The following is a 21,719-nucleotide window of genomic DNA, read 5'->3' as shown; positions in this document are numbered from 1 at the left end:
GCTAGTGGCAGGTATGGCAGCCCGGTAAATACAAGGCAGATAAGTGCTATCACCTGACTGAATGTAAAGATTAGCTTAATAGGCGAGTCATCAAACCAATAACCCCATGGTAATTGGGCATTTTTTGCATTTATTTTTAACTATCAAAACATCCTCAGCCTGTGACTCAAAAAAGTATAAACCAACTTGAAACATACTTCTCTAATTATTAATCCTCAAATGCAACAGTGACAGCCACCGATTCATCTGTTAATTTATAAGAATAGTATGACAGCAAAATATTACCTTATAAATGAGACCTTTATTCCATTAAAATAGAATTATTACTTACTATGATATCTTCCCTGGGGGCCAATATGTTTTTTTCCTTACGAAATCGACTATTTTTTATTTTTACACTTTTGTTAACGGTTCCATTTATTGTTTTATCTATTATTATACCAAGCTGGTTTACTTCGGTTATTGAAGATCAGACTAAAAACAACACCCTTGATATGATGGATCAATATTCATTATATATGGATTCTGTAACGGTACAAGCAGAGGATCTTGGTAAGCAGGTGTTAGTGAACCAGACCACCCAACAATGGCTACAGTTGGAAGAGAGCGGCGATGCCTCTTTGGCCGAGCTCCATTTTATTCGAAATGAATTAAAAAACTGGCTGTTCACGATGACCTCAAATAATTCGAATACCATGTCCATTTCCGTTTTTTTGAATGATGGCACCGGAATATGGACAAATCATCCCTTTCTCTCTGAGGTCGAGTGGTTTCAAGAGTACTCAGGGAAAAACCAACGATGGATCAAGGCCCATACAGACGCCTATCAGCAAACATATGTACAAAGCTATGTAAATAGTTTTGTAATCCCTTTATATGATATCTACACGCTTCATCAATCCGGAGTGATAAAAGTGAATCTGCCATCAACCTTGCTAGAAACAGCCCTAGAAAAAGTTACACTAGGGGAAAATGGCCGAGTGCATTTATTGAGCAGCACCGGTGAAAATGTTCTGACAGGAAGCGTAAGCACTCCAGAGGTTGTTCTAAAAGATAGTTTAAGGGAAATAGTGAATAGTGCAAGTAGTAAGGGCCTGATAGAAAGTTCTCACAATGGGGAGGAATATCTTGTTTTCTATCAAAAACTTTCTGTAGGGGATTGGATTCTCTTCAGTGAAATCACCAAATCAGAGTTGTTTTCCAAAGTAAATCAATTACAAAATCGATTGCTTTATACTTCTGGAATCATTTTTATTCTGACGATTCTCGCTTCCTATTTGTTTTCCACCACCATCGTACGACCTCTTGGCAAGATGACCAAAGCGATGGAATATATCGAGCGGGGAGATTTCACAGGTGCAACACACTATATGCCTACAATAAAGAAACCAAACGACGAAGTTGGCTATCACATTAAAGTATTTAACCAGACCGTTGACCGGTTGAATAGGCTGATAAAAATTGAGTATGAGGCAAATCTTCGAAGAAAAGATGCAGAATATAAAGCCTTGCTTCTCCAGATCAATCCTCATTTTATGAATAATACGCTTGAGATTATTGGCGGCTTGGCAGCACAGGGGAAAAACAAAGACGTCATCAATGTCAGTGTCTATTTAGGGAGGATGATGAGCTATTCGTTGAATACCCATACCGATGTTGTACCTTTGGGCCAGGAGATTAATTATATACGCAATTTCACAGACATTCTCAAAGTCAGGTACGAAGATGCTATTTCGATTAGTATTGTGGAGGAACCTGAAACAAAATCGTTGCCGATAATCAAATTTATCGTACAGCCGCTTGTGGAAAATGCAGCCAAATACAGCTTTATGGAAAACACCCATGCAGAAATAAATATAAAGACAGTTAAAGAAGGGGACCATGTATTCATCTCGGTTGAAGACAATGGCATCGGGATGTCAGAAGAAGTCAAATTGGATTTGATGAATGCAGATATGACGGATTCAACGAACGTCCTGGCAAGTAAAGGGACAAGTATCGGGTTGAAGAATGTCCTGGTTAGATTGAAGCTTTATTATGGGGACGACTTTAGCTTTCATATTGATTCTCAGAAAAACAAAGGAACCAAGATTACATTATGTATAAAAATTAAGGGGGATATACATGATGAAAGTGCTGATTAGTGATGATGAAATTCAAATACGCAAAGGGCTCCGAATGAAAGTGGATTGGGCACAGGCAGGGTTTGAAATTGTAGCTGAGGCAGCAAATGGCCAGGAAGCCCTTGAGATTCTGAAAGAAAAAGAGGTGGACATCGTTATTACAGATGTTCGCATGCCCATCATGGATGGGATGCAATTTGTCAAGCGATGCCATGTGGAGTACCCGGATATAAAAGTGATTGTGCTATCGGGCTATTCTGATTTTGAATATGCAAAATCCTCGATGAAGGCTGGAGTAAAAGACTACCTTCTAAAGCCAGTTGCTCCTGATGAACTGGCGGATGCACTGCAACGAATCCGCCACGAAGCAGATATGGAAAAGAAAAAGCGATTGGAATCGGAGCGCATAAGCCGTGTTGTCCATAACCAGCTGGAAGAGATGCGCGAACAGTATTTGCTGTATTTAGTGAAAGAGGAATTTACGGAATTTAATGTAGCCAAGGATAGGTTAAAGCAGTTGCAACTGGAGACTTTGGCACAGGAGAACACCGAGGTTCAATTCGTAACGGTAGAAATGAGAAGTGCAAAAGGAAATCCCGATGAATTGAAGAAGCTGCTGCTCCCATTCAAGATGCTCTGCAAGGAATATGCTGAAAGGAATGAAGGTATACACTTCTTCTATGATGCAGGCTATTCTAATATGATTCACTTCCTACATCAAAAGCATGGTGCACCCTTAACGCATTCATCGCATTTTATCAGAAACTTGCAGGCCAAAGTAAAAGAATATTTGAAAGTAGAAACGGTTATCGGCATCGGAAAGGGTGTCAAAGGTTTTCAGCAATTTAAGAATGGGTATATTTCCGCACTGCTCTCTTGGAGTCAAAGTCAGGTTGGGGGACATTCACAGGTGATTGAAGGGACGGCTCAAACCGAGGTATTCAACTTCACCTTAGATGTGGAGAAGAGACTTACGAATGCCATAGAAAATGCCGACCAAAGGGCATTCCAAGATTCCCTTCAAGATGTTTTAGGAGGAGATCTCTCCATGATGGCATTTTCCTTTCTGGCCAACCGGGTTCTATTTCTATTGGGCTCACTTGCCAGAAAATATGACGTGGATACGGTGGAGATGAAAGATAGAATCTGGAATTGTCAGCAAAGCATATGGGAACTCAATTCCCAAATCAGGGTGAAAGAGCAACTTCAACAATTGGCCCAAGCCATTGTACAGAAGGTTAAGGAAGTCCGATCTTCTTCAAGTGGTTCTGAATTGGTGGAAAATGTAAGACGATTCATCGAGTCCCATTATGCTAGCGAAATTACACTCTCCAGCTTATCAAAACAATTCCATATTAATAGTGCTTATTTATCCGAGATTTTTAAAAATCATGTAGGCCAAAATTTTAGCGATTATCTAAATTGCCTGCGAATGGAGAATGCCAAAAAGTTCTTAAAGGATCCACAGCTTAAGATCATTGACGTTGCGCACCTTGTCGGCTTCTCCAATTCAGGGTATTTCAGTACAGTTTTCAAAAAACAATTTGGTTATTCACCTGCAGATTATCGTAAATCCATTAACCGTGACAGCTGAGGTAAATAGAAAGAAAGGTGATCTTATGAAAAAGATAGCCCTTATCCTTGTAATGGTGGCTTTGGTCATAGCAGCAGGGTATGTCCTGTTTGAAAATGGCTTCTCTGATAAAACGGTGGAAAACGGAGAGGAAGCGGAAAATGTAGAACAAATAGAGCTCACCTTTTGGCGCAATCTAGGAAATGCGTCATTCAATGCTGCGTATGAACAATTAGTAGCGGACTTTGAGGCGCTACATCCCAATATAAAAATCAATATGCAGGCACAGTATTGGGGACTGGAATATGAATTGCGTCTTCGTACGGAATTGGCTGCCGAAAACCACCCGGATATCATGACAATCGACAGTCCCAACTTAGGGCTCTATGCCAATGCAGGATCGCTTTTATCTTTAGATCGGTACATGAAAGAGGAAGGCGATATTGCTGACATCTCAAAGCCCACCATTGCCGGATTAACCTTTGAAGAGGAGATTTATCTTGCACCCATTGTAGAATCGAGCATTGCCCTGTATTACAATAAGCATTTGTTTAGAAAAGCCGGCATCCCTTTTCCTTCACAAGATCCAAACAATCCGTTGACATGGGAAGAAGGTTTGGAGATTGCACTAAAAATTAGCAATCCTGATCAAGAAGTATATGGAATAGATCCAGCTCAGGGATTCACGGACGGGGAAGGCCCCGCCTATTTTAAGATGCCTATTCTATGGCAGTTCGGCGGAAGTATACTGAGTCCTGACGGAACCACAGCAGAAGGTTACTTGAACTCCGAAGAATCTTTAAAAGCACTGCAATTCTATCAAGACCTCTATCTCGAACATAATGTGGCTACGATGCAATTGCCCCCAGCAGCTTTTGAAACGGGGAAGCTTGCGATGACCATTTTGGGATCCTGGGATTTGCGACAGTTAGAGAACATTCAAGACTTTTCACTAGAAGAAGATTTTGGAGTCGCTCCGTTGCCGAGGGGGGAGTATCAGGTGGCTCCTAGCGGAGGCTGGGCTGTAGGGATATCGTCCCAAACGAAGTATCCAGATGAGGCCTGGGAACTCGTTAAATTCCTGACAAGTTATGAGGGCTCCAAAAAGTTTGTCGAGATCACGGGGGAAATTCCTGCTAGATATTCAGTTGCAGAAGCACTTCCTCAGTTTAACGAGTATCCCAAGAATATCTTTATTCAACAAGGTCAGAATCACTCCAAAAACAGGCCGGTTACCCCCTACTATTCTGTAATTAGCGATACAGTCAAGGTATTATTTGAAGATGTGGGCATTAAAGGTAGGGATGTAAAGGAAGCGGCAGATGAAGCGGTTGAGAAGATAAACAATGTCTTAGAGGAGAATGAATGAGATGAAAACCTCCAATAAAACTATTGGGGGTTTCAGTGTGTGGACAAAGTCATACGCAATAGCTATTGCGTATCCTTCGTTCCATATCGCGGCTAGTGTAGGTGACTTTCTCGGCTGTCTGAAGACAATCTTGAGGGTGGATTTCGGATGGGATTGTCATCATCGGGTGTATGAAGACAATTTCGAAGGTGAATTTCGGATGGGATTGTCATCATCGGGTGTATGAAGACAATCTCGAAGGTGAATTTCGGGTGAGATTGTCATCAGCGGGTGTATGAAGACAATCTCGAGGGTGAATTTCGGCTGAGATTGTCATCATCGGGTGTCTGAAGACAATCTCGAGGGTGAATTTCGGCTGAGATTGTCATCATCGGGTGTCTGAAGACAATCTCGAGGGTGAATTTCGGTTGAGATGGTCATCATCGGGTGTATGAAGACAATCTTGAGGGTGGGTTTCGGTTGAGATTGTCATCATCGGGTGTATGAAGACAATCTCGAGGGTGAATTTCGGTTGAGATTGTCATCATCGGGTGTATGAAGACAATCTCGAAGGTGAATTTCGGTTGAGATTGTCATCATCGGGTGTATGAAGACAATCTCGAAGGTGAATTTCGGTTGAGATTGTCATCATCGGGTGTATGAAGACAATCTCGAAGGTGGATTTCTGTTGAAATTGTCATCATCGGATATATGGAAAACCATTTCGAGGTAGGTGGAAGCCATCATTATTAGATCTCTTGTAGTGAGAGAGGCTCAAGGTCGCCCTCTGGATAAGTGGGCCGGATGCGAAAATCAAGCGACTTAAATTAGATTACAAAAAAACTAGAATTTAAACAATTTTAGGTTGGTCACCAGTCTGAACCCCCAGAAAAACTATTAGGGGTTTTCAGTGTGAAGACAAAGCTGAAAAAAATGAAATTCTCTAGTTGATCGCAGTGGAAGGAGCGAAGACTCCTGCGGGAGGAAGGGACAGGGAAGACCCCGCAGGGCGTTAGCCCGAGGAGGCTTCCGGACCGCCCGCTGGAAAGCGAAGCTCCTGCAACGAAGATCAACTCTTCCAACAGATAACCTAACTAGTTTTTAGTTTGTCACCAGTCTGAACCCCCAATAAAACTTATGGGGTTTTTTGAATGCGTTTCCAATACCCGAAAATATTAAAAGTCCGCAACCAAAAATATTAAACTATCATCCCAGTCATTTTTGATAAAGTGAGAGGGAAGACGGAGTGTTTTCCGTCATTGTGATGGAGGTGTGCATCCTATGCTTGACATGTCTCAATGGTACATTCGATTAGGAAATTGGGCATTTAATCTAGTATTACTCAACCTTTTATGGATCATATTTTCTATATCAGGTCTTTTGATAGCTGGAATTTTTCCCGCAACTGCGGCGATGTTTGCAGTTTTAAAACAAATGATGATAGAGGATGAAGATATAGCTGTGATTAAATCCTTCTGGGGCCATTTTAAATCAGAATTTATCATGTCCAACGTAATTGGATATTTGATGATAATAGTGGGATTTATTTTATATTTGGATATCCGAGTGCTGCAGGGGATGGAAAACGGCATTCCTCAATTGGCTTTGGCAAGTGCAACGGTTGTCATAGGTATTCTCTATCTCTTGACTCTATTGTACATAGTCCCGATCTTCGTTCATTTTAAATTGAAGCTCTTGCAGTACCCATTACATGCGGTGATTCTTGCTGTTGCAAAACCGTTTCATACCATCTTCCTGCTTTCATTGCTTGCAGTTGTCGCTTACGCTTATATGGTACTTCCGGCATTAATACTCGTTTTCGGTATAAGTCTCGCAGCCTATTTCATGACAAAAGTGGCTTCCTATTCCTTTCCGAGAAAAGAAAAAGCTTCACATGCTGAGAGCTATCCCTCTGAAGTGCTTTGATAGTATTCAAGATTTTGAGAAACCCTTTCGTGTTTAGCGAGGGTTTTTATTTTTATGCTTGTCAGGGGTGTAACCGGTTTCAACTGCCGAAAATATTAAAACACTTAACCCAAAAATATTAAACTATTCTTTTCTTTCATTACGCTATATTTGAACTAAGAAAGCGCTATCTAAACTTGTTGGACAAATTACTAAATATATAAAGGGGTGATATTGATGAGTCAGGGTTTAGAACCTCTGGACAAGCCGATTGACATTACAACTCAGGTCACGAAAGTTCCTAAAACAAAAAAAATGAAGAGGAACCGTATGGCCTACATAAAGAAAAATTGGGCTCTTTACTTGTTCTTGGCACCAGCTTTATTATCTGTTTTTATTTTCAACTATATACCAATGTATGGGGTGCTGATTGCTTTTCAGAACTTTAGTGTGACAAAAGGAATTTGGGGAAGCGACTGGGTTGGTTTAGCCCATTTCACCAGTTTCCTGACCTCACCAAACTTTCTACAAATTTTCCTGAATACGATAAAGCTGAGTTCTTATGAATTGCTGATTGGGTTTCCTGTACCGGTCATATTGGCTCTTATGCTTCATCAGATCAGGAGGTCGGGAATCAAAAAGAACATCCAGTTGGTTATCTATGCACCTTATTTCATTTCGACGGTAGTTATAGCCGGGATGCTGTTTCTCTTCTTATCTCCGGCAGGACCGATCAATGGGTTGCTTGGATTGTTTATGAATCGACCTGTTTCATTTATGTCCGAACCTGATTACTTCAGGACCATCTTTATTACATCGGGTATATGGCAGGGAGCAGGCTTTGCATCCATTGTCTATGTTGCGGCCCTATCCAATTCTGATCCACAGCTGCATGATGCAGCAACAATCGACGGTGCCTCCCTCCTACAGAGAATTTGGCATATTGATCTGCAAGTACTGAAGCCAGTGATGGCGGTTCTTTTCATTCTTGCAATTGGAGGAATTATGGGTGTCGGGTTTGAAAAAGCCTACTTGTTACAAACAGATCGGAACTTGCCAGCTTCTGAAATTATCGATACGTATGTGTATAAGCGGGGGCTCCTGGCAGGAGATTGGTCCTTCGGTGCTGCGGTAGGTTTATTCAATACCGTGATTGGTCTTGTATTGCTAGCAACAGCGAATCAAGTAGTGAAAAAACTTAAAGGCGAAACGCTTTATTAGGAAAGGAGGAAAACGATGAGTAATTCTAAAAGTACCCATTTACTAAACAGCTCAAAAACAGACCGGATAATTCTTCTGGTCAATAAAGTGTTGTTGAGTCTGGTTGTAGTGGTTGTTACAGTCCCTCTCTTATATGTCCTACTTGGCTCGTTTTTACAGCCGCAAATCCTGGCTACAAAAGGACTGTCCTTCAACCCTGAACATTGGACGGTTGACGGATATATTCGAATCTTCCAAGATGGAACGATTATGAGAGGCTTCTTCAACTCTGTCCTATATGCATCAGGATTTACATTTGTAGCCATCAGTTTTACCGTTCTGGCCGGTTATGCAATATCAGTGGACGATCTTGTCGGGAAAAAGTTCTTCGTTATCTTCTTCTTGATTGCCATGTTTTTCAATGGGGGAATGATTCCGACCTATTTAGTCGTCCGTTCATTGGGATTGCTGAATACACCTTGGGCCATTATTCTCCCGGGTGCAGTGGGAGTTTGGAATCTTATATTGGCAAGGACCTACTTTAAAGCGATACCAAATGAGCTGAAAGAGGCCGCAAGGATAGATGGTGCATCAGACTTGATGATTTTCTGGAAAATCGTCTTGCCTTTAGCCAAACCGATTATCTTTGTACTGGCACTATTCGCCTTTATCGGTCAATGGAACGCTTATTTCCAAGCGATGATTTATCTGGATGACCGTTCACTCTATCCGCTTCAACTTGTATTGCGTGAAATACTCATCCAGAACGAGGTACAGCCAGGTATGATTGCCGATCAACTGGCTCGTGCGGAGATGCAGAAAATTGCAGAAATGATCAAATACTCGTCCATTGTTGTGGCAAGTTTACCTTTATTGATTATGTATCCATTCTTCCAGAAGTATTTTGAAAAAGGCGTTATGGTTGGGTCATTAAAATAAAAAGGCTCTTTTCGTAAACTTTGTTGCTTTTTCGTATGGATACATTAACCGTTATTTTCCTTACTTTCGTGCTCTTTTCCCTGCAGTACTTAAGAAACTACTTGTACCTTATAGAGTATGAAAGCAGTAAAAAGTCCAATTGCCGACTTTTTACAAGGATATAGCAACAATCTTTGAGAAAAGAGCCAATAAAAATGAAAAGTGGGGTTAGGTTATGAAAAAAATGTACAAAGTACTGATGGCTTCTTTGCTGGCAAGTGTATTATTGATTGCTGGTTGTTCTAATAATGCAGAACAGACATGGTCCGATGCTTATGAGTTAGAGGATATTACCTTCCCGTTGGACCAGGAAGATATCTCACTGAAAATAATGACATCGAGTTCTCCGCTGGCTCCTAATGATCCGAACGAAAAGTTGATTTATGAAAGATTAGAAGAGAAAACAGGCGTTCACATTGAGTGGAGAAACTTCACAGGTGAAGTGTTTGGAGAAAGAAGAAACCTTGCGATGGCTACTGGCGAAATGCCGGATGCAATCAAAAATGCTGCATTCAGTGACTATGAACTGTTAAAGCTTGCAGAAGACGAGGCAATTATTCCACTTAACGATTTGATTGAAGATTATATGCCAAACCTGAAAGCTGTTTTGGAGAAAGCTCCTCAATATGAGGCGATGATGACAGCTCCTGATGGAAATATTTATGCCTTTCCTTGGATTGAAGAATTAGGAGAAGGGAAAGAAAGCATTCATTCTGTTGATAATTTCCCTTGGATCAATGTGGAGTGGATAGATCAACTAGGACTGAAAATGCCAACTACGACAGATGAATTGAAGGAAGTATTGATTGCCTTCAGAGATAACGATCCTGCAGGAGGTGGCCAAACAATCCCTATGTCCTTTATCATTAATGATGGTGGACAAGATCCAGGATTCCTATTTGGAGCATTCGGCCTTGGCGATAACTGGGACCGCACAGTAGTGACGAATGATGGCGAAGTAAAATTGACTGCAGCGGACGAAGGATACATCGAAGCAATCAAATTTATGAACGATTTGTATGATGAAGGACTTCTTGACATTGAGGCATTTGAGCATGAATGGCCTGCATATGTGGCCAAAGGACAAGAAGGACGCTATGGAATGTACTTCACATGGGATAAAGGAAATATTACAGGTATGAACGACAAATACGATTTAATGCCTCCTTTATTCGGACCAGATGGCCACAAGAACGTCACAAGAACCAATGGAATGGGCTTTGACCGCTCCAGAATGGTTATTACAAGTGCCAATAAAAACCTTGAATTGACAGCAAAATGGATTGATGAACTGTATAATCCAACACAATCCGTACAAAACAACTGGGGCACCTTTGGCGATGAAGAACAACAAAACATCTTTGAGTGGGATGAAGAGGAAGAAATGCTAAGACACTTGCCTCTCGACGGTACGGCACCTGTTGAATTGCGTGAAAAAACCTCTGTCGGTGGACCTCTTGCCATTCTAGACAGCTACTATGGTACGGTTACAACCAAGCCTGACGATGCTGCGTGGAGATTGAACTTGATGAAAGAAGTCATGGTACCACACATGAAAGCAGAAAATATCTACCCGAGAGTATTTTTCGATAAAGAGGAACTTGATCGCCTTGCCAAAATTGAAGCGGACTTGATTCCATATGTAAACAGAAAGCGTGCAGAATGGATTACCAATGGAAAAATCGAAGCGGAATGGCCGGAATATCTAGAAGAATTAGAGCGCTTAGGTTTATCGGAATGGCTTGAAATTAAACAAGCAGGATTCGATAGACAGTAAACATTATACAAGTGCCTGTCACCTCACGGAATACGGACGTTCTTTGTCAGTAGATTGGGAGGTGTCCGGCATTTTCCTTGTAGACAGGAGAAAGCCCCGAAAAGGAGAGAGTGTTCATGACAGTTCAAATTCAATATAAAGAGAAACATCGGCCACAATTTCATTTTTCTCCCAAGGAAAAATGGATGAACGATCCGAACGGAATGGTCTTTTTTAATGGAGAGTATCATTTATTCTATCAATATCACCCGCATGGTACGACATGGGGGCCGATGCACTGGGGCCATGCAGTAAGTAAAGATATGGTCCACTGGGAGGAGCTTCCTATTGCATTATACCCGGACGAGTATGGTGCCATCTTCTCCGGAAGCGCGGTTGTGGATTGGAATAATACTACGGGTTTTTTTGAGGACTCCCCGGGGTTGGTTGCAATTTTCACACATGCAGATAACTATCCAGGAACAGAGCGGCCAAGACAACGTCAGAGCTTGGCATATAGCAAAGATGATGGAAGATCATGGGTAACTTACGAAGGGAATCCAGTCCTTTCTGATGTGGACATTACAGACTACCGTGATCCAAAAGTGTTCTGGCATGAAGAATCAAACAAATGGGTGATGGTGCTCGCAACAGGTCAAACCGTTACCCTCTACACATCCCTTAACTTGAAAGATTGGGAGTTTGCCAGTCTGTTTGGTTTACATGAAGGGTCACATGACGGAGTTTGGGAATGTCCGGATTTATTCCAATTGCCCATTGATGGAAATCAGGAAAACAAGAAATGGGTCATGCTTGTAAGTATTGGAGATAACCCAAAATTCAAAGAAGGATCCAGAACACAGTATTTTGTCGGAGACTTTGACGGCACAACCTTTGTGAATCAACATTCCGAAGAAACAGTTCTTTGGCTGGACTATGGCAGAGATAACTATGCAGGTGTCAGTTGGTCTGATATTCCACAAGAGGATGGCAGACGAATCTATATTGGCTGGATGAGCAACTGGCGCTATGCTAATCAAGTGCCAACAAAAGAATGGCGCAGTGCGATGACATTACCAAGAGAATTATCCTTAACCACCACGTCCACAGGTCTGCGAATCGTGCAGTTACCTGTAGCGGAAATCAATGGCATTCGCGGGGGAGGGGAGTCATTTAGAAATCTAGCTCTTGACGGAAAGGAATCGATTTCTTACAAGATCAGTGAATTAACAGAGATAGAGATTGAATTCGAAAAAGAGACCGCAAATTCTTTCGGTTTATCCGTCTTGAATTCCAAGGAGGAAAAAACAACCATCACCTATGATGCAGTGAAAAAAGTGTTAATGGTTGATCGTACGGCTGCAGGTGATAATAGCTTCTCAGAATCATTCGCTACTATCCAGGAAGCCCCCTTGAACATGGAAGGCAAAACAATAAATCTTCAAGTATTCCTGGACGCGTCATCCATTGAGGTCTTTGCAAACAATGGAAGGGTTGCAGTTACCAGCCTGATTTTTCCTGATGAAAAAGCAGATAAGGTGAGCTTATTTTCAAAAGAAGGAACGGCAAACGTACGTCAATTAACACTTACACCTCTTAAATCAATCTGGAGTAAGTGAAGGGTAATGTAAAGAAAAGCTCTAATCGGAATCTGATTAGAGCTTTATTGATGGAAAGGTGGAACTTTTGATGGGTGAAAATAATTCGATCATTTGTATGGGAGAGCTACTGATAGATTTTTTCTGTACAGACGTGGACATTGATTTAGTAAGAGGGAAAAACTTTGAAAAGCAAGCAGGGGGAGCTCCTGCCAATGTATGTGCAACCATTGTGAAATTGGGAGGATATGCGTTGTTCAGTGGAAAGGTGGGGAATGATCCATTTGGGCACTTTCTGAAAAATACATTGGACGGGGTAAAGGTTGATACGTCGATGCTTGTATTCGATAAAATCAACCCGACAACATTGGCCTTTGTGTCATTAAAGAAAAATGGCGAAAGAGACTTTGTTTTTAATCGGGGGGCAGATGCTTTTTTATTGGAGGAGGAACTTGATCAAGACAAAATGGAGCAAGCTGCCATCCTGCATTTCGGTTCGGCAACGGCTCTATTGCAGGAACCTTTCAGAACCACCTACTTAACTTCCTTGCGATCGGCAAAAGAAAGAGGACAGTTTATATCCTTTGATCCTAACTATCGGTTGGACCTTTGGAAAGGAAGGGAAAGTAGTTTTATCGATTTAGTGAAACAAGGAATCTCATTGGCTGATTTTGTGAAAGTCAGTGAAGAGGAATTAAAAATCATTACAGGTACCGAGGAGCTTGAAACCGGTGTGCAAATTCTTCATGCACTGGGAGCAAAAATAGTGGCCATTACATTGGGGAAAAGAGGCACATTGATCTCAAACGGAAAGCAACAAGAAACGATACCTAGTATTCCCGTAGATTCCATTGATTCGACTGGAGCAGGTGATGCATTTGTGGGAGCCGCACTTTTTCAATTTTCCAATGGGAATAACGCTGAAAGAATACTGGAAGATTTTCAACTTCTTAAAGAGATTATCTTATTCAGCAATAAAGTAGGCGCCTTGGTTTGTACAAAGGTAGGGGCAATTACAGCCATTCCAACATTGGAAGAAGTTATATAGATACAGTATTCGAGAGGTTATAACAGGAATGACGGATGTAAGCAATTTAATTTCCAGCTGGCAGTTTAAAGAGAGTGAGGGAAATTCCACTAAAAAAGAGGCCAATGACATTATGTTATATGGTGATGCATAATTGTTGGTGAAATCGTGCGGATAGAGATACGGAGCAGGTATACTGTCAATTTTTAATTAGATGAGCCCAAGGTTGAAGGCTTTACCTTGGGCTATTTAATCGTACCTAGCGATAGGTTCTGAGTTAGCTTACCGCCGCGCGACTTTTTTTAATTCAACCTCTTTAACAGCCTCACTCTTTGAATAAAAACTAATTGTAACCTCCACTCCGAACTCGGTGGTACCTTCTTTTAGCCATAGCCTAAATTTTTCCGTTGTTAACACTGGCCCCTCCTGTCTACCCACATGAAGGTAGTCAACGATATCCGCTTTTGGATACTCCTCTTTTGTCCGTTTCATCGCGAGTTGGCCCCATTTTGCATAGCTTGGTGTTTGTTCATTTGATTCTTGTGTGGCCTCTATAAATGGTATTGGTTGAAATCCCAAAAACAGTAGACATGCTATACATGAAAACAGTGTGCTTTTCCTCATTTTAATCCCTCCAATTACTATGTATAATGCCCAGTTGTTGTTGGATTAGTTTGAAAAAGAGAGTGTGTTTGGAAAAGAAGGATAAAGAGAGGTTCTGAAGAAAATAGTAGGGTAGGAGGCATGCGGTATTTTAATATCGACGCCAATCCCTATGATACAAGGAGGGGAAGCTATGAGGCATTCATCTTTCATGTTAATCTTGTTTGGTATTTTATTTCTTACTGCTTGTGGATCTCAAGCAGTGGAAAATGACGAGAGCGCTTACTCACATTTTGAAGATGATAAAATGATTGGAAATGTCTGGGGTGTTAGTACAGGTAAAGTTGAAGTTGACATTTCCGAATGGGAAAAACGAAGTAGGAAAGGGCCAAATGGAACAGATGAGGGTTATTCTTACATAGCTAAGGTGGGGGAAGAAACGACAATTAAGCATGAGGACGGAACCGAGGCATCTATCGAAGACCTAAAGAGGGGGCAAAAAGTATTGGTGAACCCACCTAGGGGAGGAAGCTTTGAAGGCACGCCAAAAGAGATTATCCTTTTAGAGATGACCTACGAAGAAAAGTATGCAAGGCTGTTATCACATGTGGACGGGTATAATCTAGTTGTTATGTATGAAGAAGGATCGACCTTGCCTGCGGAGTTGCAAGAGACTCTTTATGGAGAGGTTTTGGAAATTACGAATAAAGAAGTGGTTGCTACTTGGAGGCCTTACGATAAGGAATATGTGGTGGATTACAAAGAAGAACTTGGGATTGCGGAATTTCCGATTATGTTGGTCTTTGATAAAGAGAAATTGGTCTATAAGACGAATGTTGTAGAGGAATTGTATGAGTTTTTCGAGGATTGACTTTTAGGTTTATGGAGTGATTTTCAGGCTCTTACTTTTTTAAGATAGAAATTTTTAATCAAACGTTTGATTAAACTAAATTTCGGTACCTTTGGATTAGGAATAAGAGAGTTGCGTCATATATCGACTAATTTTGAATAGTTTATCGATATAACTTCAGTTGAGCAGAGAGGTTACCTTGCTGAATTGACCCCAATGCCTCCACGCTAGATCAGTGAAGTGAATTATTCAAAAGCTGAAATAGTCAAATAAAGGGGATAAGCATACAAAAAATGCTCCCAATTATTTAAAAAACACACTCAAATAGTCAAGAATTCATATATTTACATCCCCCTACTACGATTAAGTGCTATTCCACTATGGGTCACGGTGTGTGTCCCTGTGATGCCCCCTACCCCCACGATACCGTTGGTTCCAGAACTGTTAACGTATTATTCGTTGTATTCAGGTTGACGCTGGCGCCTATTGGGATGGCGGCTTTGTATCTGCCGTGGCCGGTGGCGAGGTTGATCATAAGGGGCTTTCTTAAAGGAACGAAAAAGTAGTTGATTAGGTCTGAGTATGTAGTGTTGTAGGAAGCGGGACAATCCGTGCATTCACCCATGATAATGCCGATACAATCGTTGAATTTGCCTGCCATGGACAGCTGGGTCAGGAAGCGGAAAATCATCGTAGTAGGAGAATGTACTTCTTCAAGGAATAAGATTTTTCCTTTTGTATCGATTTCATATGGAGTGCCAAGGGTATTCACGATGGATGTCAGATTGCCTCCAACGATGGGACCAGTCACACTACCAGGCGTGACACTCAAAAGCGTCATTTCTGGTGGATTTTGAATGGCGCGTGGTGATGTGAACGTGGAGGTGGCTGCGAAAAATTGATTATAATTATAAGCAGGCGTTTCCGCTCGGAAGTCAATGAGCATCAAGCTATGAAAGGTAGTAAGATCACTGAACTGATAGAGGCTGTTCAACAAGACCGTGTTGTCGCTGTATCCTGAAATAAGCTTAGGGTTCTCCTTGATCACATTAAAATCAAGAAAAGGAAGTATACCTTGCACACCTGTTCCACCACGGGTCGGTAAAATCATCTTCACAATTGGATTCTGGAACATATCCATGATATCCTCTGCCCTTTTGTCAGCAGGGGCAGACACAATCCCATCAATAGAATATACGTACTCGCCAAAAACAACGTTAAACCCCATATCCCTCAAGAATTGCACCCTCGCATTTATAATCGCTGCATCTAGGGGACTTCCGGGAGTAACCAATCCAATTGTATCTCCACTTTGTAGAACAGGTGGTTTAATGGCCATTTTCTTCGCTCCTCAATATTCATATTACTTCTATATATATGACGGGAATTTTTTTTGAGAAGGGAAGGGGGAGAGGGAATCCTGTGTGGACCCAAGTTTGAAGATTACAACCTTAAAATACACTAAAAAAAAAGCGCAAAGGAAAATCCCCCTTGGCGCTTTAACATTATAAACTATTCATACACTCAATTCTCAACCTGCCCAGCCTCCACTTTAGCACTAGATGACGGGTCATTATAGCTCTCCCCAAAACCCACCAACCCTTTCACCACATAAATAGGGCGATTCTTGCTTTCATCATATATTCTTGCGATGTATTCACCGACTATCCCCATCCCCAGGAGTTGGATACCGCTAAAGAAGGTGATTGCTACCATGATGGAGGCCCATCCTGCTTCCACCTGATGTCCGAAAACCTTTACGAGAATAGCGTAAAGTAATACGCCAAACGAAATCAATACAGAAAAGAATCCAAGCGACATCACTAGCTTCAATGGTTTGGTAGAAAAGGCGATAATACCATCTGAAGCAAATCGAATCATCTTTTTCAAAGGATATTTTGTTTCGCCGGCAAACCTTTCATCACGTTCATATTCGATGAAGGTCTGTTTAAAGCCGATCCAAGAGAACATGCCCCGAACAAAGCGGTTACGCTCTGTCATCTGCTTGAACACATCCGCCACTTTCCGGTCAATCAGGCGGAAATCGCCTGTATCCTTAGGGATGTCAATATCTGACATATAGTTTAGGAACTTATAAAAGTATTTTGCTGTAAGTAACTTAAATTTCGTTTCCCCGACACGCTTCTTCCGCTTGGCATATACCACATCATAACCCTCATGCCACTTCGCAATAAGTTCTGGTATCACTTCTGGCGGATCCTGCAGGTCAGCATCAATAATCACGACCGCATCCCCTGATGTATAATCAATACCTGCTGTCACAGCAGTTTGGTGTCCGAAATTCCGCGCAAAGTTAATGATTTTCACTTGTGGATCAAACCTAGCGATATCCACTAAAATCTCCATCGTCCGATCAGTACTGCCATCATTCACAAAAACAAACTCATAATTTATATAATTTTCATCCATCACATGCTTCAGCCTGTTATAGCACTCCTGGGCAACTTCTTCTTCAAAATACATGGGAACCACAATAGAAATTAACTCTCGCATAATATCCTCCATTATCCTACTTGCTGTTGATGGAACGTCCATCTTGAATTTAAGAAATAATTAATCAATAAACTTGCACCTGTTGCCAAAAGGTTTGCTAGTACAGGTTGAAGACCGGCATTACTAACCAATTGGTATAATAGTGCGGTATGAATGCCAAGTGTCACCAGATTTACCGCAACAAATTTATAAAAAATTGCTGTTTTTTTCCTCTCATCCTTGAAGACCCATCTTTTATTCCAGTAAAAACTGTTCAACACCCCAAGGGCATACCCCATCACATGTGCCAGTAAATAATTTATGCCAATATAATAAAAGGACGTAAAACTAAGTAACGTTATCAACGTGTTGAAAACCCCAACCGTCCCGAATTTAAGGAATCGCTTCATCCTATGAATCTCCTAATCTTTATTTTAAAATAACCCATACAGCTCAACAGGATGATCAGCGGCGTCACACTTACCAAATACCTCGAACGCGTCTCCCATAAAAGAAAGAATAGGAAGTAACCGACGATTGCCAGCATACAGAACATCACAAACGTCTTCTTTTCTCTCAAAAGGCTTGCCGCAAAAAGCAACCCGATAACTAAAACTAAATGCTGCACTCTCGCATAACCTTGGAGCAGATCTCCGGACTTGTAGTCGAGCAAACTTGTAATATTTTCAGGGACTACTGGATTTCGCTTGATTTTATTCAAGGAATAGTAGGTTCCATCTGTCCAAGTATGCATTATTTTCTCCAAATTAAAGACTAGATTACCTTGAAGTCCTTTTTCCTCCATGCGATTTTTTAGCTCCTGAAAATGAATATCAGAAACCTGATTTCGTGGGTGATCTTCAAGTAACTGTTTAGTCCATTCAAAATCATCTCCCGAATACTTCCCGAACCTATCCCCGTTTTGAGCCATTACCATCCAATGGGAAACCGGGAAACTAGTTTGCTGAAGTTGTCTTTTATCTAAGATTTCCAATTGGTATAGAGCACTGTTGAATATCGTTTTCACCATGATTAGCACCACAAAAGGAAGAATCACATATGCCTTTTTCCAGCCTTTCATGTAAAAGAAAAGCGTGATAGCAAAAGCAATGATGAATATGATCAGGGAGCCCTTCAACAACATACCGAAAGCGAAAATGACCGCAGCCCCTAAAAGGGTAGGAAGATTACTTTTGAACTCCCCATCCTTATCCAGCAGCATATTTAATGGTAATAACAAAAACACTAACGATATCGTATCCGTATAAACAACCGGTGCAAAAAAGATATATGGGAAAAACAATACACTAACTGCCAAGGTGACCATTGCGGTGGATTTCCCTGCTACCTTGCCGGCAATCGTGAAAATCAAATACTGACTAATAGTGATGATGAAAATATTAAAAAGAAGATAAACGATTACAGAAGGAGTGAAGACCTTCCCAATGACTACTAACAGGCAAAACAAAAAGATGTTGTTAGGGTAAATGGAAAAATAGGCACTTACCTCTCCGGTCTCTAGATAAAGCCTTGTCCCATTTACGAGCGCACCAAAATCCCAAGAAGGCCTGACTGCAAATAGCTTGACCACGACCAGCTGAAAAATGATGCTAAAGCCTAAAAACCCGGCAACCCAAATGGTCACCGGAACCTTCTCTAGTAATCTAAAAACGGAAGTGCGAAATTTAAAAAAGGCTATCAGTATGAATAGCACAATAACAATGGTCCCTACTCCAAAATAATCTGGAGCTATGGCACTAATGGAATGATGCCCCCTCGATACAAACAAATTGATCCCGACTATCAAACCAACAACACTATAAAAAATAATAAATACAAGTTTTTCCATAAAGTGAAACATACCTGCACTCACAGCTAACTCACCTTAAACCTGTTTCCCAAAACCAAGTCCTTCTTTCTTTAGTAATATATTAAATTGTTTCCTTATATTAGAAAAAATAAAATAGCTGAATAGATTATATTACAGAAATAGGAATTGGACAATAGGGAAACGGGAGGAGATGAGGGAATTAGCACGGTGCTCACTTTTTGCTTGGGTGCAAAGCGTTTTCCGAAGTAAGTGGGATCTCAAGTATTCAAAAAAATAAGCAAAATATACAATAAAGCTGATGAATTTACAATATATTCATCGAAGAATAGAAAAATTGAATTCTAATTAACGATAAACCATATTTTTACAACTTATAGCTAAGGAAACACGGTATTATAGAGATTTTCCCTTTAATCTTTCTATTGAGCAACCGTTAAATCTCTGAAATAATTAAATTTAAGGAAATTATTAGAATTGAGGTCTAAACTATGCGAAGAATGTCCATGACATACTTATTAATATTCGGTATTTACACCATCCTAACCATTTTCATAGTTTCCAAGGATGTAAATCACCCATTCGCAACGGTGATGGTAGGCGGCTATGCAATTTTCCTGATCGCTTCATTGTGTTACTTCCTCTCTGCGATCTTATGGAAAGCAAGAAAGTTACCGCGTCCGGAGTTGCAAAGGAGGACGCGTCGATTCATTCTTTATTTTGTCATATTCTTTGGACTGAGCTTTCTCATAAACTTGAGTGATCCTAACTACTATAAATCTATCTCAATCGCTTTCGGGATGTCGCTTGGATTATCTTTTTTCGACTTGGTATTACTACCGAAAAAAAACTGAACCTTGAGAGAGGAGTGACCTAATGAACTTTATGCGTAAAGGATATGGACTGGATGAGAATGGATTTATTGTCCGCGATGTGGGATTGGAAAAAATAACAACCGATTTTCAAAAATGTGTCCAAGAAACAATAGAAACCCTTCATCTACAGCTTCCTAACCTGCTACATAGTGTTTATGTGTACGGAAGTGTAGCCAGGGGGGATGCGAAAAAGGGTAAGTCAGATCTGGACATACTGGCTATATTCAACCGAGACCTGCATAATAACGAACAACAAAGAGTGAAGCAGCTAGGAGAGAGTTTGTCCCAGAAGTATCACGCGCTGGTCCGCGATGTAGGCATTGCGAAAACCACTCTGGATTATTGTATGAATCCGAATAACTATCACGAACAGGCATTCCTATGTGAACTTTGTGTTTGTGTAGATGGAGAGGACCTTCGCGGACAGTTCGGACCTTATAAGCTGACAGAGGACATAGCGATAAGTTTTAATGGAGATATAGCTGAAGTTTCTGAGCGATATTTTAAAAAGCTAAAAGGAGCAACTGACGCTGAATTCCACGTAACGACACAAGGCTTCGCCAGAAAACTGATTAGAACCTTCTACTCTATGGTCATGGCCCGCTCGCAGATATGGTCGACAAAGCTTGAGGAACAAGCTGATATCTTCCTTCAATATTTTCCTGAAAAGAAAGATGTGGTACAGACATTTCAGCAATGGATTAATGATGCGCCTCAAGGTAAGCTTAAAGCATTATCGATATTGGAAAAGGAAAGTAAATGGGCAGTTGACCATTTTACAAAGGAAGCAAAGAAAAGAGATTGACCATCAAACATACAGGAGGATCCCACAATGAAAACCGAAGAACAATTTTTCTTAGAAGGAAAATCCATACAGACATATATGGATGAAATGAGTACATTGAAAGAAGAAAGCTTCACAGTCTATGAAAAATTCCGATTGCCTGCCGACGGATTGGTAGAAAAGTTGCAACATCAGTCCCTGCACTTTCTGACGATAACAGAAGATTGGTGCGGCGACGCGATGATGATCAACCCAGTCATTCGCAAGTTGGCCGAGGCTGCAGATATTGATGTTCGAGTAGCTTTAAGGGATGCAGACACAAGCCTGATTGACCGCCATTTGACAAATGGGGGCCGTGCGATTCCAATGATTTTAATTTTGAGCGAACAAGGCGAACTTTTAGGCAAATGGGGACCGCGAGCACCTGAAGTGCAACAAATCGTGGATGAACTCCGCGCGGCGCTGCCACCTAAAGAAGATCCTACTTTTGCAGAAAAACAGAAGGAACTCATTGCTACATTAAGGGAGAGATATGTAGCGGATGGAACTCTATGGACATATGTCTATGAGAGTATTAAAGCCACATTGTTGAACGTTTTGGAAAAGAGATAGATATCGAACACAAAAGTAGCCCGAGGTTATGTTAAATAACTTCGGGCTACTTCTATGTAATCCCCCGGTAGATCCTCGGCGCCACAAAAATCATTTTTCTCTTCTTGAAATTTTCTCGACAATCAACACGTTATAATGAGTAGGTAGCACTATCAGGGCATCAAGT

The 21,719-nt window shown here is 41.1% G+C and carries 19 protein-coding genes; 14 read left to right on the top strand and 5 right to left on the bottom strand.

Annotated features, from left to right (window positions below; genetic code table 11):
- The first annotated feature begins 356 nt into the window (after positions 1-356).
- The 10 genes from MKY77_RS23320 to MKY77_RS23275 all read left to right on the top strand — a co-directional run bounded on the left by MKY77_RS23320 (position 357) and on the right by MKY77_RS23275 (position 13,529).
- A complete protein-coding gene (locus MKY77_RS23320; RefSeq protein WP_339147991.1) occupies positions 357-2,144 on the top strand; it encodes a histidine kinase in 1,788 nt (595 codons plus the stop codon).
- Entirely contained in the window at positions 2,125-3,717 is a 1,593-nt protein-coding gene (locus MKY77_RS23315; protein ID WP_339147990.1) for a response regulator transcription factor, read from the top strand. Before MKY77_RS23320 ends, MKY77_RS23315 begins: the two co-directional genes overlap by 20 nt.
- A 25-nt stretch (positions 3,718-3,742) precedes the next feature.
- Positions 3,743-5,065: an ABC transporter substrate-binding protein gene (locus MKY77_RS23310; protein ID WP_342515543.1), complete on the top strand. Its 1,323-nt coding sequence runs from the start codon at positions 3,743-3,745 to the stop codon at positions 5,063-5,065.
- Positions 5,058-5,291, top strand: a complete 234-nt coding sequence (locus tag MKY77_RS23305; protein ID WP_342515542.1) for a hypothetical protein — start codon at positions 5,058-5,060, stop codon at positions 5,289-5,291. The genes MKY77_RS23310 and MKY77_RS23305 overlap by 8 nt, the downstream gene beginning before the upstream one ends.
- 1,034 nt (positions 5,292-6,325) lie before the next feature.
- Positions 6,326-6,970 (top strand): DUF624 domain-containing protein, encoded by a 645-nt coding sequence (locus MKY77_RS23300; RefSeq protein WP_339147987.1) that lies wholly within the window; start codon positions 6,326-6,328, stop codon positions 6,968-6,970.
- A 294-nt stretch (positions 6,971-7,264) separates the two neighbouring features.
- Complete coding sequence (locus MKY77_RS23295; RefSeq protein WP_339149897.1) at positions 7,265-8,170, top strand: ABC transporter permease subunit; 906 nt, start codon at positions 7,265-7,267, stop codon at positions 8,168-8,170.
- Positions 8,171-8,185: 15 nt separating this feature from the next.
- Positions 8,186-9,088: a carbohydrate ABC transporter permease gene (locus MKY77_RS23290; protein WP_339147986.1), complete on the top strand. Its 903-nt coding sequence runs from the start codon at positions 8,186-8,188 to the stop codon at positions 9,086-9,088.
- A 214-nt stretch (positions 9,089-9,302) separates the two neighbouring features.
- Positions 9,303-10,904: an extracellular solute-binding protein gene (locus MKY77_RS23285; RefSeq protein ID WP_339147985.1), complete on the top strand. Its 1,602-nt coding sequence runs from the start codon at positions 9,303-9,305 to the stop codon at positions 10,902-10,904.
- Positions 10,905-11,020: 116 nt separating this feature from the next.
- Positions 11,021-12,502, top strand: a complete 1,482-nt coding sequence (locus tag MKY77_RS23280; RefSeq protein WP_339147984.1) for a glycoside hydrolase family 32 protein — start codon at positions 11,021-11,023, stop codon at positions 12,500-12,502.
- 70 nt (positions 12,503-12,572) lie between these two features.
- Positions 12,573-13,529: a carbohydrate kinase gene (locus MKY77_RS23275; protein ID WP_339147983.1), complete on the top strand. Its 957-nt coding sequence runs from the start codon at positions 12,573-12,575 to the stop codon at positions 13,527-13,529.
- A 261-nt stretch (positions 13,530-13,790) separates the two neighbouring features.
- Here the strand turns inward: MKY77_RS23275 and MKY77_RS23270 are convergent, their stop codons facing one another.
- Positions 13,791-14,087 carry a DUF3889 domain-containing protein gene (locus MKY77_RS23270; protein WP_342515541.1) on the bottom strand — a complete coding sequence of 99 codons (297 nt, stop codon included), beginning with the start codon at positions 14,085-14,087 and terminating at the stop codon, positions 13,791-13,793.
- Positions 14,088-14,304: 217 nt separating this feature from the next.
- On the opposite strand from MKY77_RS23270, the gene MKY77_RS23265 reads away from it, so the two are divergent.
- Positions 14,305-14,982 carry a hypothetical protein gene (locus MKY77_RS23265; protein WP_339147981.1) on the top strand — a complete coding sequence of 226 codons (678 nt, stop codon included), beginning with the start codon at positions 14,305-14,307 and terminating at the stop codon, positions 14,980-14,982.
- A gap of 391 nt (positions 14,983-15,373) precedes the next feature.
- On the opposite strand, the gene MKY77_RS23260 is transcribed toward MKY77_RS23265, so the two are convergent.
- From MKY77_RS23260 to MKY77_RS23245, 4 genes are all read right to left on the bottom strand, one after another.
- Complete coding sequence (locus tag MKY77_RS23260) at positions 15,374-16,300, bottom strand: LD-carboxypeptidase (RefSeq protein WP_339147980.1); 927 nt, start codon at positions 16,298-16,300, stop codon at positions 15,374-15,376.
- Between the two features lie 185 nt (positions 16,301-16,485).
- Positions 16,486-17,475, bottom strand: coding sequence for a glycosyltransferase family 2 protein (locus MKY77_RS23255; RefSeq protein ID WP_339147979.1), 990 nt, complete (start codon positions 17,473-17,475; stop codon positions 16,486-16,488).
- Between the two features lie 11 nt (positions 17,476-17,486).
- Positions 17,487-17,864, bottom strand: coding sequence for a GtrA family protein (locus tag MKY77_RS23250; protein WP_339147978.1), 378 nt, complete (start codon positions 17,862-17,864; stop codon positions 17,487-17,489).
- Positions 17,861-19,327, bottom strand: a complete 1,467-nt coding sequence (locus MKY77_RS23245; RefSeq protein ID WP_339147977.1) for a hypothetical protein — start codon at positions 19,325-19,327, stop codon at positions 17,861-17,863. Before MKY77_RS23245 ends, MKY77_RS23250 begins: the two co-directional genes overlap by 4 nt.
- 455 nt (positions 19,328-19,782) lie before the next feature.
- On the opposite strand from MKY77_RS23245, the gene MKY77_RS23240 reads away from it, so the two are divergent.
- Genes MKY77_RS23240 through MKY77_RS23230 form a run of 3 tightly spaced genes read left to right on the top strand, consistent with a single transcriptional unit; the run spans position 19,783 to position 21,553 of the window.
- Positions 19,783-20,136 (top strand): hypothetical protein, encoded by a 354-nt coding sequence (locus MKY77_RS23240; protein ID WP_342515540.1) that lies wholly within the window; start codon positions 19,783-19,785, stop codon positions 20,134-20,136.
- Between the two features lie 22 nt (positions 20,137-20,158).
- Positions 20,159-20,962, top strand: coding sequence for a nucleotidyltransferase domain-containing protein (locus MKY77_RS23235; protein WP_339147975.1), 804 nt, complete (start codon positions 20,159-20,161; stop codon positions 20,960-20,962).
- Positions 20,963-20,989: 27 nt separating this feature from the next.
- Positions 20,990-21,553 carry a thioredoxin family protein gene (locus MKY77_RS23230; RefSeq protein ID WP_339147974.1) on the top strand — a complete coding sequence of 188 codons (564 nt, stop codon included), beginning with the start codon at positions 20,990-20,992 and terminating at the stop codon, positions 21,551-21,553.
- Positions 21,554-21,719: the final 166 nt, after the last annotated feature.

It is taken from the genome of Sutcliffiella sp. FSL R7-0096, assembly GCF_038595065.1.
GTDB lineage: Bacteria > Bacillota > Bacilli > Bacillales > Bacillaceae_I > Sutcliffiella_A.
This window is presented reverse-complemented; position numbering and strand designations above follow the sequence as displayed.